General features: G+C 58.5%; 14 protein-coding genes and 2 pseudogenes. 6 read left to right on the top strand and 10 right to left on the bottom strand.

Annotated elements, in window-relative coordinates:
- The 3 genes from puuC to puuD form a co-directional block, all read right to left on the bottom strand.
- Positions 1–1,488, bottom strand: a complete 1,488-nt coding sequence (gene puuC, locus LPQ25_RS16640; protein ID WP_004214498.1) for an aldehyde dehydrogenase PuuC — start codon at positions 1,486–1,488, stop codon at positions 1–3.
- A gap of 318 nt (positions 1,489–1,806) precedes the next feature.
- On the bottom strand, positions 1,807–2,364 hold the full coding sequence (gene puuR / locus LPQ25_RS16635; RefSeq protein ID WP_002898590.1) for an HTH-type transcriptional regulator PuuR: 558 nt from the start codon (positions 2,362–2,364) through the stop codon (positions 1,807–1,809).
- 25 nt (positions 2,365–2,389) lie between these two features.
- Positions 2,390–3,142 carry a gamma-glutamyl-gamma-aminobutyrate hydrolase gene (gene puuD / locus LPQ25_RS16630; protein ID WP_020802183.1) on the bottom strand — a complete coding sequence of 251 codons (753 nt, stop codon included), beginning with the start codon at positions 3,140–3,142 and terminating at the stop codon, positions 2,390–2,392.
- Between the two features lie 225 nt (positions 3,143–3,367).
- On the opposite strand from puuD, the pseudogene LPQ25_RS16625 reads away from it, so the two are divergent.
- Positions 3,368–4,787 (top strand): annotated as a pseudogene (locus LPQ25_RS16625) (glutamine synthetase family protein).
- A gap of 353 nt (positions 4,788–5,140) precedes the next feature.
- Positions 5,141–6,532, top strand: coding sequence for an APC family permease (locus LPQ25_RS16620; RefSeq protein WP_004141463.1), 1,392 nt, complete (start codon positions 5,141–5,143; stop codon positions 6,530–6,532).
- A gap of 118 nt (positions 6,533–6,650) precedes the next feature.
- Here LPQ25_RS16620 and LPQ25_RS16615 read toward each other — a convergent pair whose 3' ends face one another.
- Positions 6,651–6,773 (bottom strand): small membrane protein, encoded by a 123-nt coding sequence (locus LPQ25_RS16615; protein WP_002898600.1) that lies wholly within the window; start codon positions 6,771–6,773, stop codon positions 6,651–6,653.
- A gap of 256 nt (positions 6,774–7,029) precedes the next feature.
- On the opposite strand from LPQ25_RS16615, the gene LPQ25_RS16610 reads away from it, so the two are divergent.
- Entirely contained in the window at positions 7,030–7,251 is a 222-nt protein-coding gene (locus LPQ25_RS16610) for a hypothetical protein (RefSeq protein ID WP_002898602.1), read from the top strand.
- A gap of 20 nt (positions 7,252–7,271) precedes the next feature.
- Here LPQ25_RS16610 and LPQ25_RS16605 read toward each other — a convergent pair whose 3' ends face one another.
- Both LPQ25_RS16605 and LPQ25_RS16600 read right to left on the bottom strand, forming a co-directional pair.
- Positions 7,272–8,060, bottom strand: coding sequence for an SDR family NAD(P)-dependent oxidoreductase (locus tag LPQ25_RS16605; protein ID WP_004150831.1), 789 nt, complete (start codon positions 8,058–8,060; stop codon positions 7,272–7,274).
- Positions 8,061–8,175: 115 nt separating this feature from the next.
- Entirely contained in the window at positions 8,176–8,625 is a 450-nt protein-coding gene (locus LPQ25_RS16600; RefSeq protein ID WP_004141456.1) for a winged helix-turn-helix transcriptional regulator, read from the bottom strand.
- A gap of 152 nt (positions 8,626–8,777) precedes the next feature.
- Here LPQ25_RS16600 and agp point away from each other — a divergent pair, with 152 nt between their 5' ends.
- On the top strand, positions 8,778–10,025 hold the full coding sequence (gene agp / locus LPQ25_RS16595) for a bifunctional glucose-1-phosphatase/inositol phosphatase (protein ID WP_041168979.1): 1,248 nt from the start codon (positions 8,778–8,780) through the stop codon (positions 10,023–10,025).
- 68 nt (positions 10,026–10,093) lie between these two features.
- On the opposite strand, the gene LPQ25_RS16590 is transcribed toward agp, so the two are convergent.
- The 3 genes from LPQ25_RS16590 to LPQ25_RS16580 form a co-directional block, all read right to left on the bottom strand.
- Positions 10,094–10,321 carry a YccJ family protein gene (locus tag LPQ25_RS16590; RefSeq protein ID WP_002898701.1) on the bottom strand — a complete coding sequence of 76 codons (228 nt, stop codon included), beginning with the start codon at positions 10,319–10,321 and terminating at the stop codon, positions 10,094–10,096.
- A gap of 20 nt (positions 10,322–10,341) precedes the next feature.
- Positions 10,342–10,938, bottom strand: a complete 597-nt coding sequence (gene wrbA / locus LPQ25_RS16585) for an NAD(P)H:quinone oxidoreductase (protein ID WP_002898704.1) — start codon at positions 10,936–10,938, stop codon at positions 10,342–10,344.
- A 216-nt stretch (positions 10,939–11,154) separates the two neighbouring features.
- Positions 11,155–11,256: a hypothetical protein gene (locus tag LPQ25_RS16580; RefSeq protein ID WP_053087803.1), complete on the bottom strand. Its 102-nt coding sequence runs from the start codon at positions 11,254–11,256 to the stop codon at positions 11,155–11,157.
- Positions 11,257–11,373: 117 nt separating this feature from the next.
- On the opposite strand from LPQ25_RS16580, the gene LPQ25_RS16575 reads away from it, so the two are divergent.
- Together LPQ25_RS16575 and LPQ25_RS16570 are read left to right on the top strand one after the other, a co-directional pair.
- On the top strand, positions 11,374–11,547 hold the full coding sequence (locus LPQ25_RS16575) for a con-10 family general stress protein (protein WP_002898708.1): 174 nt from the start codon (positions 11,374–11,376) through the stop codon (positions 11,545–11,547).
- A 162-nt stretch (positions 11,548–11,709) separates the two neighbouring features.
- Positions 11,710–12,647 (top strand): annotated as a pseudogene (locus LPQ25_RS16570) (DMT family transporter).
- A 212-nt stretch (positions 12,648–12,859) separates the two neighbouring features.
- Here LPQ25_RS16570 and rutG read toward each other — a convergent pair.
- Entirely contained in the window at positions 12,860–14,182 is a 1,323-nt protein-coding gene (gene rutG, locus LPQ25_RS16565) for a pyrimidine utilization transport protein G (RefSeq protein ID WP_014907863.1), read from the bottom strand.
- Between the last annotated feature and the right edge of the window lie 20 nt (positions 14,183–14,202).

The raw sequence follows: 14,202 nt of genomic DNA, 5'->3' as shown, positions 1-14,202 counted from the left end.
TCAAGACTCCAGGGCAATCCAGATGGTTTTCAGTTCGGTGAATTTTTCCAGTGCGTGCAGCGATTTATCGCGCCCGTTGCCGCTCTGCTTGTAGCCGCCGAACGGAACGGTCATATCACCATCGTTATAGTTGTTGACGAAGACCGAGCCGGCCTTCAGGCGGCGGCTCATGCGGTGGGCGCGGGAGAGATCGCGGGTCCACACCGCGGCGCCCAAGCCGTAGTCGCTGTCATTGGCGAGCTTTAGCGCCTCTTCTTCGCTTTTGAAGCGGGTCACCACCAGCACCGGGCCGAAGATCTCTTCCCGGCTGAGGGTTGATGCCGGGTCGACGTCAACGAAAATGGTCGGGCCAACGGCGGCAGGCCACGGGTTTTTCCGTCCGTCGAGGAACAGGGTGCTTTGGCTTTCGCCGCCGCGAATAAAGCTATGCACGTTGTCGGCATGGGTATTGTCAATCAGCATGCCCATGGTGGTGTCCGGATCGAGCGGGTTGCCCGGCTGCCAGTGTTGCGCCTCAGCTTTCAGCCGCGCCAGGAACTCGTCAGCGATGCTCTCCTCGAGCAGCAGACGGGTCCCGGCGATGCACACCTGTCCCTGGTTGTAGAAGATGCCGCCGGCGGTGGCGCGAACCGCTTGTTGCAGATCCGGGCAGTCGGCGAAGACAATGTTGGCGCTCTTGCCGCCCGCTTCCAGCCACACGCGCTTCATATTGCTGTCGCCGGCGTCTTTCAGCAGCTGCTTGCCGGTGCGGGTGGAGCCGGTGAAGGTGATGACTTCAACATCAGGATGCAGGGCCAGCGCCTGCCCGGCCTCGTGGCCAAAGCCGCTGACCACGTTCAACACGCCGTCCGGCAGGCCGGCCTCTTTCGCCAGCCCGGCCAGACGCAGGGCGGTGAGCGGCGATTTTTCCGAGGGTTTGAGGATTACGCTATTGCCCGCCGCCAGCGCCGGGCCGAGTTTCCAGCAGGCCAGCAGCAGCGGGAAGTTCCACGGCACCACCGCGGCGATCACGCCAATTGGTTCGCGAACGATCATCGCCAGCTCGTTGCTGCCGGTGGGGGCCACTTCGCCATAGACTTTATCCAGCGCTTCGGCATACCAGCGAATGGCGCGGGCGGCGCCGGGAATATCGTCGCGCAGGCTGTGGCGAATCGGTTTGCCGGTATCCAGCGTTTCCAGCAGCGCCAGCTCTTCACGATGGGCCTCCATCAGATCAGCAAAGCGAGTGAGGATCGCTTTACGCTGTGCGGGGGAGGCCTGCGACCAGTCGCCGTTATCAAAAGCCTGGCGCGCGGCTTTCACCGCCCGTTCGACGTCGGCTTTTTTACCGCGGGCGACCTGGGCTAATGTCTGCTGCGCGGCGGGGTCGATAGTCTCAAAGGTGGTATTATCGGCCGCGGCGCAATATTCGCCGTTAATAAATAAGCGCGTTTCAATGGCCAGGTTTTTCGCTTTTTCCTGCCAGTAAGCCAGGTGCTGAAAATTCATCATGACTCCTTAAAAACATTATCGGCAAATTAATCAGTGCGGCGTTTTCAGGCTGCACGGGGCACTGCGCCGGGCGCAGGGCATAGCGTACCCCGGAGTTGAATACCGTTTTATTCTCCTGATTTTTGACGGGTTGTTTGCAACCCGAATTATTCAGGAGCGAGTCGCCATTCACTGGCGTTAATTATTTCAGGGCCAACAGGAAATAATATTCCGTACGGCGCAGACGTTATTACTACGAGTTCTTCGCCGCGACGAAAATAGATTTTCCGTCGCGACAGGCCTGAAGTAAGCCTGAACTTCGTTCAGGCGAAATAATCAGAATGTGGTGGGGGTGTGGGCACTGATGATGCGGCAGATGCCTGCCGAGGTGTTGCTGAAGCTGTGCGGAATGCCGGTATTAATGGCATAGCTCTGTCCAGCCACCAGGTGGTACGACTGACCGTTAATGGTCAGCACGATCTCACCTTCCAGTATGGTGCCTATCTCCTCACCCTGATGCTTAATCCTCTCCCCGGTCGTGGTTCCAGGCTGGTAAGTTTCAAAAATCATCGCCAGCGTACGGTTCGGATTTCCGTTATGAACCAGCTTCATGGAAACGCCCTGACTTCCCATCTCAATCAGGTCATCCTGATTAATGACCACCTGGGGTTCGTCCGGCTTTTCGGGTTCAGAAAAGAATTCCGAGAGCGACAGCCCATAGACTTTCAGCAGCTTTTGCAGCGTACTGATGGCAGGACTGACTTTATCCTGCTCTATGGTGCTGATGGCACTATGTGTTAACCCAGACAGTTCGGCGGCACGACGCTGTGAGAGACCCAGCTGTTGGCGGATCTCTGACAGACGTTTCCCTGGCGCCAGTCCGTCATCGCTCATATTTGCATTTCCTTAACGGTAGTGGTCAGCGCCGCCGCTTTTCAGCATGATGGCCCTGACAGGCGGTGATAAAACCATCAAACAACATACGCGACAGGGCGTATTCGCTACTGTTCCATTCTGGATGCCACTGTACGCCCAGCGCGAAAGGATGATCGTTCACGCTGACCGCTTCCACCAGTCCATCCGGCGCTCGCGCCTCCACGCGCAGCTGCGGACTGAGGGTTTTTGCCCCTTGCCCATGTAGCGAGTTTACCCAAAACGTGTTGCAGCCCGGTATCAATTGCGACAGCAATCCTCCTTCCTGAACCTCAACCTGATGGGACGGCGCATACTGCTGCTCGACGGGCAGTTCAGGATCTTCGCGATGTTCAAGGAGCTCAGGCTGCTCGAACAGACGACGATACAGAGTCCCGCCGGTGGCGACAACCAGTTCCTGCAGTCCACGACAGATGGCGAAAATGGGGATGCGCCTTTCGAGCGCGGCGTTAATCAGCGCCATGCTCAGAAGATCACGCCCGGGGTCGGCGTCAGGCTCATCGCCGTTTTCACCATAAAGGTGCGGCTGCACATTGCTGGGGCTGCCTGGCAGGTAGATCCCGTCCAGTTTATCAACGACCGCGTTCAGTAGCTCCGGCTCCGCCAGCGCATGCGGCAGGGCAATCGGCAGTCCGCCGGCGTTCACAATTGCATTCAGGTACTTTTCTTGCAAGGTCTGGGTCTGGTGACCCTTAAGCCTGTTTCTACACATCACGACGCCAATAACTGGCTTGTACATTATATTTTCCATGATCGCCCTCACAAAGTGGACTAAATTATGACCGCTATAGCGGGTTTAACGGCCATATCGTTCAATATTTTCTCAATCTAGCAGTGGAAATAGCCCTTTGCAAACTTAATTTAACATTTGACAAACAATTTATTTGCATACACAGTCGATGGGGTGGACATTATATTTAACGGTCTGAGTGCAGGACCGAAACCCAACCAACGGCGGTGAATCATGGAAACCAATATCGTAGAAGTTGAGAATTTTGTTCAGCAAACGGAAGAGAGACGGGTTAGCGCGTTCGCGAAAGAAGTGAAGCGCTACCTCGAAACCTACCCTGATACCCAGTATGTCGATGTCCTCCTCACTGACCTGAACGGCTGCTTCCGCGGCAAGCGCATCCCGGTTGCCGGCCTGAGCAAACTGGAGAAAGGCTGTTATTTCCCGGCCTCGGTGTTTGCGATGGATATTCTCGGCAATGTGGTGGAAGAGGCCGGTCTGGGCCAGGAGATGGGCGAGCCGGATCGCAGCTGCATCCCGGTACCCGGCACCTTAACCCCTTCGGCGGCTGACCCACAATCGATAGCCCAGGTACAGCTAACCATGGTTGATGAAGATGGCGCTCCCTTTGACGTTGAGCCGCGGAACGTACTCAACCGCCTCTGGCAGCAGTTGCGCCAGCGCGGGCTGTTCCCCGTGGTAGCGGTAGAGCTGGAGTTCTATTTACTGGACCGCAAACGCGATGCCGAAGGCTACCTGCAGCCGCCGTGTGCGCCGGGCACCGACGATCGCAACACCCAAAGCCAGGTCTACTCGGTCGATAACCTTAACCACTTCGCCGACGTGCTCAACGACATCGACGAGCTGGCCAAACTGCAGCTGATCCCCGCCGATGGCGCGGTGGCGGAAGCCTCGCCGGGCCAGTTTGAAATCAACCTTCACCATACCGATAACGTGCTGGACGCCTGCGATGATGCGCTGGCGTTAAAACGTCTCGTGCGTTTGATGGCGGAGAAGCATAAGATGCACGCCACTTTTATGGCGAAGCCTTATGAAGAGCATGCCGGCAGTGGGATGCATATCCACATCAGCATGCTGAACAATAAAGGGGAAAACGTGCTGGTGGACGGCGATGGGGAAGACTCTGCGCTGCTCAAACGCGCGCTGGCCGGGATGATCGATCTGATGCCGGCCTCGATGGCGCTGCTGGCGCCGAACGTGAACTCGTATCGCCGCTTCCAGCCGGGGATGTACGTCCCGACGCAGGCTTCGTGGGGGCATAACAACCGCACCGTCGCGCTGCGTATTCCGTGCGGCGAGCGGCAGAACCACCGCGTGGAGTATCGCGTCGCGGGGCGGACGCCAACCCGTATCTGGTGATGGCGGCGATTTTCGCCGGCATTCTGCACGGGCTGGATAACCCCAGCTGCCTTTACAGGAAGAGGTGGAAGGTAACGGTCTGGAACAAGAGGGCCTGCCGTTCCCGATCCGCCAGAGCGATGCGCTGTGGGAGTTTATGCAGAACGATCACTTGCGTGAGCGCCTCGGCGAGCGTTTCTGCCATGTTTTCCATGCCTGTAAGCATGATGAATTACTGCAGTTTGAGCGTCTTATCACAGAAACCGAAATTGAGTGGATGTTGAAAAACGCCTGATGGTCGCCCCGCGAGGGGCCCATAAGTTTGGTAATCAGTAGCATCATACGGCCTGAGCGGAGCCTGGCCGACGTTTTTGCTGGGAGCCCAGCCATTTCCCGGATGTCGCGTTAAGGAGCGCAGGCGGCAACGGGGCTTCAGTTAACGACACAGTGTGTGACGAGGAAATGAGATGATGCAGATGTTCAAATATCCGCAGGGAGAGGGAGGCCGCTCAGGCCGCATTGGATGCCAGCCAGCTACCGCTTACCGGTCCGTCTTACCCTTTTATCTATGCCTTACCCCTTTGCTAAGCAGGTTTGTCACGCGGACGTTGGGCCCGCAAACTGTTAACAGCAAGGGGGGGATGGGCGATGGCTATTAATCCTCCGGCGCATAACGCCGCTCAGGCGGGCAGACCGCGTCTGCGTAAATCCCTCAAACTCTGGCAAGTGGTGATGATGGGGCTGGCCTATCTGACGCCAATGACGGTGTTTGATACCTTCGGCATCGTCTCCGGCATCAGCAATGGCCACGTTCCGGCGTCTTATCTGCTGGCGCTGGCTGGCGTGCTGTTCACCGCCATCAGCTACGGCAAACTGGTGCGTCAGTTTCCGGAAGCCGGTTCCGCCTATACCTACGCGCAAAAATCCATCAGTCCGCACGTCGGCTTTATGGTTGGCTGGTCGTCGCTGCTGGATTATCTGTTTCTGCCGATGATCAACGTCCTGCTGGCGAAGATCTATCTCTCGGCCTTGTTCCCCGAAGTGCCGCCGTGGGTGTGGGTAGTGACCTTTGTCGCTATTCTGACCGCCGCGAACCTGAAAAGCGTTAACCTGGTGGCCAACTTCAATACCCTGTTCGTGCTGGTGCAGATTTCGATCATGGTGGTGTTTGTCATTCTGGTGGTGCAGGGGCTGCATAAAGGCGAGGGGGTGGGTACCGTCTGGTCGCTGCAGCCGTTTATCAGCCAGAATGCGCATCTGATCCCGATTATTACCGGCGCGACCATTGTCTGCTTCTCGTTTCTCGGTTTCGACGCGGTGACCACCCTGTCGGAAGAGACCCCTGACGCCGCGCGGGTGATCCCGAAGGCAATTTTTCTCACCGCGATGTACGGCGGCATTATCTTTATCGTCGCGTCGTTCTTTATGCAGCTGTTCTTCCCGGATATTCATCGCTTTAAAGACCCCGATGCCGCGCTGCCGGAGATTGCGCTGTACGTGGGCGGCAAGCTGTTCCAGTCGATTTTCCTGTGCACCACCTTTGTTAACACCCTGGCGTCCGGCCTGGCCTCCCATGCCAGCGTCTCCCGTCTGCTGTACGTGATGGGCCGCGACAACGTCTTCCCGGAGCGCATTTTTGGCTATGTGCATCCGAAATGGCGTACCCCGGCGCTGAACGTGATTATGGTGGGCATCGTTGCGCTGTCGGCGCTGTTCTTCGACCTGGTGACCGCCACCGCGTTGATTAATTTCGGCGCGCTGGTGGCCTTCACCTTCGTTAACCTGTCGGTGTTCAACCACTTCTGGCGGCGCAAGGGGTACAACAAAACCTGGAAGGATCGACTGCATTATCTGCTGCTGCCGATGGTCGGGGCGTTGACGGTCGGGGTATTGTGGATCAATCTCGAGGCCACCTCCCTGACGCTCGGCCTGGTGTGGGCGGCGCTTGGTCTGCTGTACCTGACTTATCTGACCCGACGCTTCCGCAAACCGCCGCCGCAGTTTGATGCCGCTAAAGCGGAGCAGGCCTGGGAGTCATAGGTTCTGAGGCATAAACTGAACGAAGGCAGGCCCGCAGGCCTGCCTTCGTGTTGGCTTCGGTAAGGGACAGTACAGGACGGTAAAGAAATCAGCAGAAAACGGTGGGGAACGGAAGGTATTATTTCTTCTTTTTATGGACAGGTAACTGACTGGCGCGCCGCTCTTTGAGGTACGACACCAGGCTGTAGATGGCGACGCCCAGCAGCGCCACCGCGACGATAAAGAGAATAAGACCCGACATAGACCAACCTAATATTCTGTTTGGAAAGGGAAAAAGATACAGGGCTCTGTGTGAAGATAACATCGGGATATGTCTGAAAGATGACGCCTCATCGCGAGAATATCCGGCGGCGGGGTTGTGATAAAATATTTCCCGCAGGGATGTGACCGCCTGGGTTTCACCTGAAATGGCGTAACACTCCGTTAAGTGATTTTACAGAAGTGCGGCCTACAGCGAGTTACGCTGACCGCGAATAAGAACGATCTGAGAGTCAGTCATGTATAAGAAAACCCTCAGCCTGCTGGGCGTAGCGTTGGCGCTGTCTGCCTTCGCCAGTCAGGCTGAAAGTGAACGTCAGGCGAGCCGCGAGCGGATCGTGGAGCAGGTCCTCAAGCCGTGTGAAGGCAAAAAGGCGGGCGATAAGGTGGTGATTACCGATCGCCGCGGCGGCGAGCACGAGGCGATCTGTACCCTGACGGCGGTTCCGCTACCGGAGTAGCGCCCGCCGCACGGTGCCGCTTATCGATACCGCGGCGCAGGCTGTCCGGTTCGCGCGCTGGTAAACAGCGCCAGTCTGGACTGCTCAAAAGTCTCCCACAGTCCCAGGTCATGAACCGGTGGTAAGGTGACCTGTTCCCCCATCTCCAGCCCCCTGAGAGCGGCGTCAACCAGATCCTCGGTGGTCATTACCGTGCCGCTGGGCAGAGCGTCCAGCGCCACGCCGGAGGTCGGCCACAGATCGGTAGCGGTCGCCGCCGGCAATACCGCCTGAATACGCACGCCGCTGTCGGCAAACTCCTCCTGCAGGCCGCGGGTGAAGCTCAACACCCAGGCTTTGCTGGCACTGTAGACTGCGCTGCCCGGCAGCGTATGCAGCGCGAGGATAGAGGCAATATTGATCAGCGTCCCCCGGCGTCGTGGGGTGAAAGCGGCCAGCGCGGCATAGCTCAGACGCAGCAGCGCGGTGGTGTTGAGCGTATGAATCGCCTGGTGCTCGCGTGGCGTACTGGCGAGAAAACCCGCCAATTTCGCGGTGCCGGCGTTGTTAATGAACAGGTCGATGGCGGGATCCTGCTGCAGACGCTGCTCTACGGCGGCAATCCCGTGCTCTTCGCTAAGATCGGCTTTGAGGATGCTTGCCTGGATGGCGTAGCGCGCCTGCAGCTGGTCGGCGAGCGCCTGCAGACGGTCTTCACGACGGGCGGCGAGGATCAGGTTGTAGCCGCGGGCGGCGAGTCGTTCGGCATAGATCGCGCCGATACCTGAGGACGCGCCGGTGATAAAAGCTGTGTGCGATGGTTGGGTCATGAGAAATGCCTCGTAAAAGGTTGCATTATTAAACCAAATTTAGCATGAGATATTAGGTTTAATAATGCAACCATTTTGCCAGGACTTTTTCATTTTTGCCTGTCGCGGGCAGCGTTTAGTCGTTCAGCGGGATAGCGATGGTGATGTCCGCCGGGGCCAGCTCACGGCCATCTGCCGCCTGCAGGACCAGCTTACGCAGGGGCTGGCGCTGCTGGCGGTCAATGAGCCGGGTCGCCGGTTCGTCAGGATCGAACAGATAGTCGTCTGCCCACTGGGAGAGGGCGACCAGCACCGTTTGCAGGGCACGGCCCTTATCGGTCAGGACATACTCCTGCCAGGCGCTGCCGTCGGAGGCCGGCTGCAGGCGCAGGATGCCTTCATCCACCAGCATTTTCAGCCGCCCGGCGAGCATGTTTTTGGCGATACCGAGGTTTTTCTGAAATTCGCTAAAACGGCGCACCCCGCGCAGAGCATCGCGGACGATCAGCAGCGACCACCAGTCGCCGATAACGTCGAGGGAGCGGGCGATAGGGCAACAGCTGTTTTCCAGACGGGTACGTTTCACGAAAGCCTCCAGGTTAATTGTTTCATTATAAAACTCTTTGCCCGGCAGGGGAAATTTTCGGCTACGGTCTAAGTTTGCGAGCGATTACCAGGAAAAATGTCATAAATCCGGCACAATTAACGCGATGATAATAAATGACTAAGGATGAAGGGATGAAAAAACGTCTACTTGCCGCCGCCGTTACCGGCGCGGTGATGTTATCCGCTGGCGCTCAGGCGCAGGACACGGCCGCGCAGGAGGGGTATCAGCTGCAGCAGGTGCTGATCATGAGCCGTCACAACCTGCGTGCGCCGTTGGCCAATAACGGCAGCGTGCTGGAGCAGTCCACCGCCAAGGCCTGGCCGCAGTGGGATGTGCCGGGCGGCCAGCTGACCACCAAAGGCGGTGTGCTGGAGGTGTATATGGGCCACTATATGCGCGAATGGCTGGCGCAGCAGAAGCTGGTGACCAGCGGCGAGTGCCCGCCGGAAAACGCGGTTTATGCCTACGCTAACAGCCTGCAGCGCACCGTCGCCACCGCGCAGTTCTTTATCACCGGCGCGTTCCCGGGCTGCGGCATCCCGGTGCATCACCAGCCGCAGATGGGCACCATGGACCCGACCTTCAACCCGGTTATTACCGACGACTCCCCGGTGTTTCGCGAGAAAGCGCTGCAGGCGATGGAAAAAGAGCGCCAGGGAATGCAGTTGACCGAGAGCTACAAGCTGCTGGAGACGATGATCGATTACCGCAACTCGCCCTCCTGCAAAGAGAAGAAGGTCTGTTCCCTGAGCGAGGGTAAAGATACCTTTAGCGCCGGTTATCAGCAGGAGCCGGGAGTGTCCGGACCGTTGAAGGTTGGCAACTCGCTGGTAGACGCCTTCACCCTGCAATATTATGAAGGCTTCCCGAAAGATCAGGTGGCGTGGGGGGAGATCGCCAGCGATAAGCAGTGGCGAGTGCTGTCGAAGCTGAAAAATGGCTATCAGGATAGTCTGTTTACCTCGGTGGCGGTGGCGCAAAACGTCGCCAAACCGCTGGTTAAATATATCGATAACGCGCTGGTGGGCGAGGGAGCCAGCAAGGCGAAAGTCACGCTGCTGGTGGGACACGACTCGAATATCGCTTCGCTGCTCACCGCCCTGGACTTTAAGCCCTATCAACTGCCCGGCCAGTATGAGCGCACTCCTATCGGCGGCAAACTGCTGTTTCAGCGCTGGCATGACAGCGCCGGCAATCGCGATCTGATGAAGATTGAGTATGTCTATCAAAGTACCGAGCAACTGCGTAACGCCGACGCGTTAACCCTGCAGGCCCCGCCGCAGCGGGTCACTCTGGCGCTTAACGGCTGTCCGGTTGATGACCAGGGATTCTGCCCGCTGGAGACCTTTAAAAAGGTGATCAACGAGGCGGCGAAATAACGAAAAAAACCCGGAGCACTCCGGGTTTTTTTAGCAGGTTAGGGTGAGCCCAGGTGGGGATAAACCTCCTAGACGTTTTTACGCTCAATCGTCTGTTCGCCCCAGAACAGGCTGTCTTTATCGGTTTTGGCAAAGGCCAGCGCCAGCACTTCGTCGCTGCCTTCCTCCCAGATTTGCTCCGCCAGTTTCTCATCGTAGTGGGCGACTTCGAAAATCGCCTCGGCAATTTCCGGTGAGGTGTTACGTAAACTTGCCCATTCGCCGACGCGATGTGCTTTTGCTTCTTGAGTTGGCATAGTGCTCCTCCTGCAGAAGATTAGCCGTGCAGTTTAACGGCCAGTTTGGCGACATGTTCACCCTGATAGCGGGCGATGGCTAACTCTTCCTCGCTCGGCTGCCGCGAGCCGTCGCCGCCAGCGATGGTGGTTGCGCCATAAGGGGTACCGCCGCGTACCTGGGAGATATCGAATAGCTCCTGGGCGCCATAGCCGATCGGGACGATGATCATGCCGTGGTGGGCCAGCGTCGTCCAGGTCGAGGTAATGGTTTGTTCCTGGCCGCCGCCGGTACCGGTTGAGCTAAATACGCTGGCGATTTTGCCATACAGAGCGCCGGACGCCCACAGACCGCCGGTTTGATCGAGGAAAGTACGCATCTGACCGGACATGTTGCCGAAGCGCGTCGGGGTACCAAAGATGATGGCGTCATACTCTGCCAGCTCCTGCGGCGTGGCGACGGGCGCGTTTTGCGTTTTCCCGCCTGCTTTGGCGAATGCTTCAGCCTGCATGGTTTCCGGCACGCGCTTCACAACCACCTCAACGCCGTCCACCCGGTTCGCCCCATCGGCGACGGCGTGAGCCATGGTTTCAATGTGTCCATACATGGAATAATAAAGCACCAGAATTTTAGCCATTTCCATCACTCCTCGGTTGCATTATAAGCCAGCAAAATAGCTGGTACCTTTAAAGATAAAGCCTCCGCCGGAGAGTGCAAATCCAACGGGCATTTGTTTGATTTATAACAAAATGACAAAGCGTTATTTACTTTTCCTTGCACCGCGCGGCCTGAAAGGAAGTGAAGGAGGAAGCGTTGCGTCTGCTATTTTGACCGCTGCGGCGAGGATGTAGCATCAGGATACATTTTTGCTGACTATTTTTTCTTCGACAGCAGAGTCGGTTAGGAGCTGTTGGCGGCGCGAGGAAGCTTTTTTCGCCCGGCTTTGTTTCTGGATATTTCATTCGCCGCCGTCAGCCGTAGTCATTCACTAACCTTATAGATACGCGGCAGGACAGCGGCGTCGCCGCTCCCGCGTAATGCACTATGATGTCTAACCTAATGGAGGTCAGTAATGGCAAACCATCGTGGCGGTTCCGGCAACTTTGCCGAAGACCGTGAAAGAGCATCAGAAGCAGGACGTAAAGGTGGCCAGCATAGCGGGGGGAATTTTAAAAATGACCCTCAGCGCGCCTCAGAGGCTGGCAAAAAAGGGGGTAAAAACAGTCATGGTAGTCGTGAAAGTTAACGCGCGACTCGCACTGTTCTCTTTGATGCGGTGTTAATCTCCCCGACCCAACCGCATCGCCCTCGCCGCCGGCATCTGCCGGCGGTTTTTTTATCTGTCGGTGGTTGCGCTCCCGCCGGGCGGATTGCACACTGGTCGCCCGTTAATCGTCATGGCTGTCTTATGTCTTCGTTAAAATTCTCCGTTAGCCGCCAGGAAGCGCTCCTTATCATGATCACCATGTTCTGGGGAGGGACGTTCCTTGCCGTACAGTACGCGGTGAGCCTCAGCGGGCCGCTGTTTTTTGTCGGTTTGCGTTTTGCGACTGCCGCGCTGGCGGTGGGCCTGCTTTCGCTGCGCACTCTGCGCGGTCTGACGTGGCTGGAGGTGAAGGCCGGGGTAGCGATTGGCGTGGCGATTGCGCTGGGGTATGGCCTGCAGACCTGGGGACTACAGACCATCTCCAGCAGTAAATCTGCCTTTATCACCGCGATGTATCTGCCGCTGGTGCCGCTGCTGCAGTGGCTGTGCCTGGGACGTATGCCGGGGTGATGTCCTGCGTGGGGATTGTGCTGGCCTTTATTGGTTTAATTCTGCTGGCCGGGCCGGAAAATAATCTGCTGGCGCTTGGCGTGGGGGAGATGATCACTCTGGCAAGCGCGGTAGCGATCGCGGCGGAGATTATCCTTATCAGCGCCTGGGCCGGAAAAGTCGATGTCCGCCGGGTGACGGTGGTGCAGCTGGCGACCGCGTCGCTGGTGGCTTTCGCCGCCATGAAGCCGGCGGGTGAATCGGTGCCGTCGTTGACGCCGGCCCTGCTCGGCGTCGCGCTGGGGCTGGGGATTTTCAGCGCGATCATTCAGGTGACCATGAACTGGGCGCAGCGCAGCGTCTCGCCGACGCGGGCCACCCTTATTTATACCGGTGAACCGGTATGGGCCGGTATTTTTGGCCGGCTGGCCGGTGAGCGTCTGCCGCTGCTGGCCCTGCTCGGCTGCGTTTTGATCCTCGCGGGGGTGCTGGTGAGCGAGCTGAAGTGGAAGCGCAAGTCGCCGCCGCAGGTTTCCACAAACGACGATGCGCAGCCGCTCACGGACCTGGCCGATCGCCGCGAGCCATAATATTTTCCTTCTGACCCGACAGCGGCGCTTATCCTGGCTGGTACTCGTCCGGCTCTGATTGTCTCCAGGCCCGCGCAAGCGCAGCGCCGCCGGGCGGTCAGGTTCCGTGCCCGTGGTGGTGCCGGATGGCGGCATAAATGCCTTATCCGGCCTACAGGATCACACCACCCAGGCCCACACCGCACCCTGCGCCAACGCCGCGCTAATGTGGCTTACACCGGCGTTACCCTGGCCTCCTTCGCCTCGCGCGTCCCGCGATGAAGCAGCGCGTGCAGCAGGATCGCCCCGAAGGTGGCCGTGCCAATCCCGCCCAGCGTAAAGCCGCCCAGCGACAGCGCGAAATCGCCGGCGCCCAGCACCAGGGTCACCGACACCATGATCAAATTGCTGTTTTGACTCAGATCCACCCGGTTTTGCACCCAGATCCGCGCCCCGGCGACGGCAATTAAGCCAAAGACCACGATCGAGGCGCCGCCGATCACCGGCCCGGGAATGGTGTGGATTAATGCGCCGAACTTCGGCGAGAAACCCAACAGCATGGAAATCAGCGCCGCGGCGACAAACACCAGCGTTGAGTAGACCTTGGTCACCGCCATGACGCCGATGTTCTCCGCATAGGTAGTGACCCCGCTGCCGCCCACCGAACCGGAGAGCATGGTCGCCAGCCCGTCGCCGACGAAGGCGCGCCCTATGTACGGGTCCATATTGCGCCCGGTCATCCCGGCGACGGCCTTCAGGTGCCCGAGGTTCTCGGCCACCAGGATCACCGCGACCGGCGCAATCAACATCATCGCCTGGCCGTTAAAGGATGGGGTGGTAAAGTGCGGCAGCCCGAACCACGCCGCCTGGGCGAGGGGGGAGAAGTCCAGCGGTTTGCCAAGGCCCAGGCCGTTAGCTAGCAGGGCGTACAGCGCGCAGGCGACGATCAGGCCGACCAGGATCAGCAGTCGCTGCAGCATCCCGCGGGTAAATACCGCCACTATGCCGATGCAGAGCACAGTTAACACCGCCATCCAGCTGTCGAAGGCGCTGGCGGAGACGCTGCGCACGGCAATCGGCGCCAGGTTCAGGCCGATAGCCATCACCACCGCGCCGGTCACCACCGGCGGCATCAGGCGCTCGATCCAGCGGGTGCCGATCTTCATCACCACCAGACCAATCAGGGTGTAGACCAGCCCGCAGGCGATGATCCCGCCAAGGGCGACGCTCAGATGAGGGTTCAGCCCCTGGCCGTTAAAGCCGGTAATGGCGATCACCACCCCGACAAAAGCGGCGCTGGAGCCGAGATAGCTCGGCACCCGTCCGCCGGTAACGACAAAGAACAGCAGGGTGCCGACGCCCGACATCAGAATAGACAGGTTCGGGTCGAGCCCCATCAACAACGGCATCAGCACCGTCGCGCCGAACATCGCAACGGCGTGCTGCACGCCCATCACCAGCGTTTGCCCGGCCGACAAGCGTTCATCGGGGGCGACAACGCCGGATTCGGCGGCAGGAGAGGTCAGCTTCCAGCGAGGAAAATCGAAGAGTGCCATGATGATATCCCGGGTTAAAG

This window comes from Klebsiella sp. KPN54798 (genome assembly GCF_021184225.1).
Taxonomy (GTDB): Bacteria; Pseudomonadota; Gammaproteobacteria; order Enterobacterales; family Enterobacteriaceae; genus Klebsiella; species Klebsiella pneumoniae.
Note: the sequence above shows the minus strand (reverse complement) of the source record. Positions and strands in the feature narration are given on the sequence as shown.

Bases quoted from the DNA above. Each gene is read 5' to 3' on its own strand.
- puuC (WP_004214498.1), bottom strand. From the start codon at position 1,488: ATGAATTTTCAGCACCTGGCTTACTGGCAGGAAAAAGCGAAAAACCTG.
- puuR (WP_002898590.1), bottom strand. From the start codon at position 2,364: ATGAGCGATGACGGACTGGCGCCAGGGAAACGTCTGTCAGAGATCCGC.
- puuD (WP_020802183.1), bottom strand. From the start codon at position 3,142: ATGTACAAGCCAGTTATTGGCGTCGTGATGTGTAGAAACAGGCTTAAG.
- LPQ25_RS16620 (WP_004141463.1), top strand. From the start codon at position 5,141: ATGGCTATTAATCCTCCGGCGCATAACGCCGCTCAGGCGGGCAGACCG.
- LPQ25_RS16615 (WP_002898600.1), bottom strand. From the start codon at position 6,773: ATGTCGGGTCTTATTCTCTTTATCGTCGCGGTGGCGCTGCTGGGCGTC.
- LPQ25_RS16610 (WP_002898602.1), top strand. From the start codon at position 7,030: ATGTATAAGAAAACCCTCAGCCTGCTGGGCGTAGCGTTGGCGCTGTCT.
- LPQ25_RS16605 (WP_004150831.1), bottom strand. From the start codon at position 8,060: ATGACCCAACCATCGCACACAGCTTTTATCACCGGCGCGTCCTCAGGT.
- agp (WP_041168979.1), top strand. From the start codon at position 8,778: ATGAAAAAACGTCTACTTGCCGCCGCCGTTACCGGCGCGGTGATGTTA.
- LPQ25_RS16590 (WP_002898701.1), bottom strand. From the start codon at position 10,321: ATGCCAACTCAAGAAGCAAAAGCACATCGCGTCGGCGAATGGGCAAGT.
- wrbA (WP_002898704.1), bottom strand. From the start codon at position 10,938: ATGGCTAAAATTCTGGTGCTTTATTATTCCATGTATGGACACATTGAA.
- LPQ25_RS16575 (WP_002898708.1), top strand. From the start codon at position 11,374: ATGGCAAACCATCGTGGCGGTTCCGGCAACTTTGCCGAAGACCGTGAA.
- rutG (WP_014907863.1), bottom strand. From the start codon at position 14,182: ATGGCACTCTTCGATTTTCCTCGCTGGAAGCTGACCTCTCCTGCCGCC.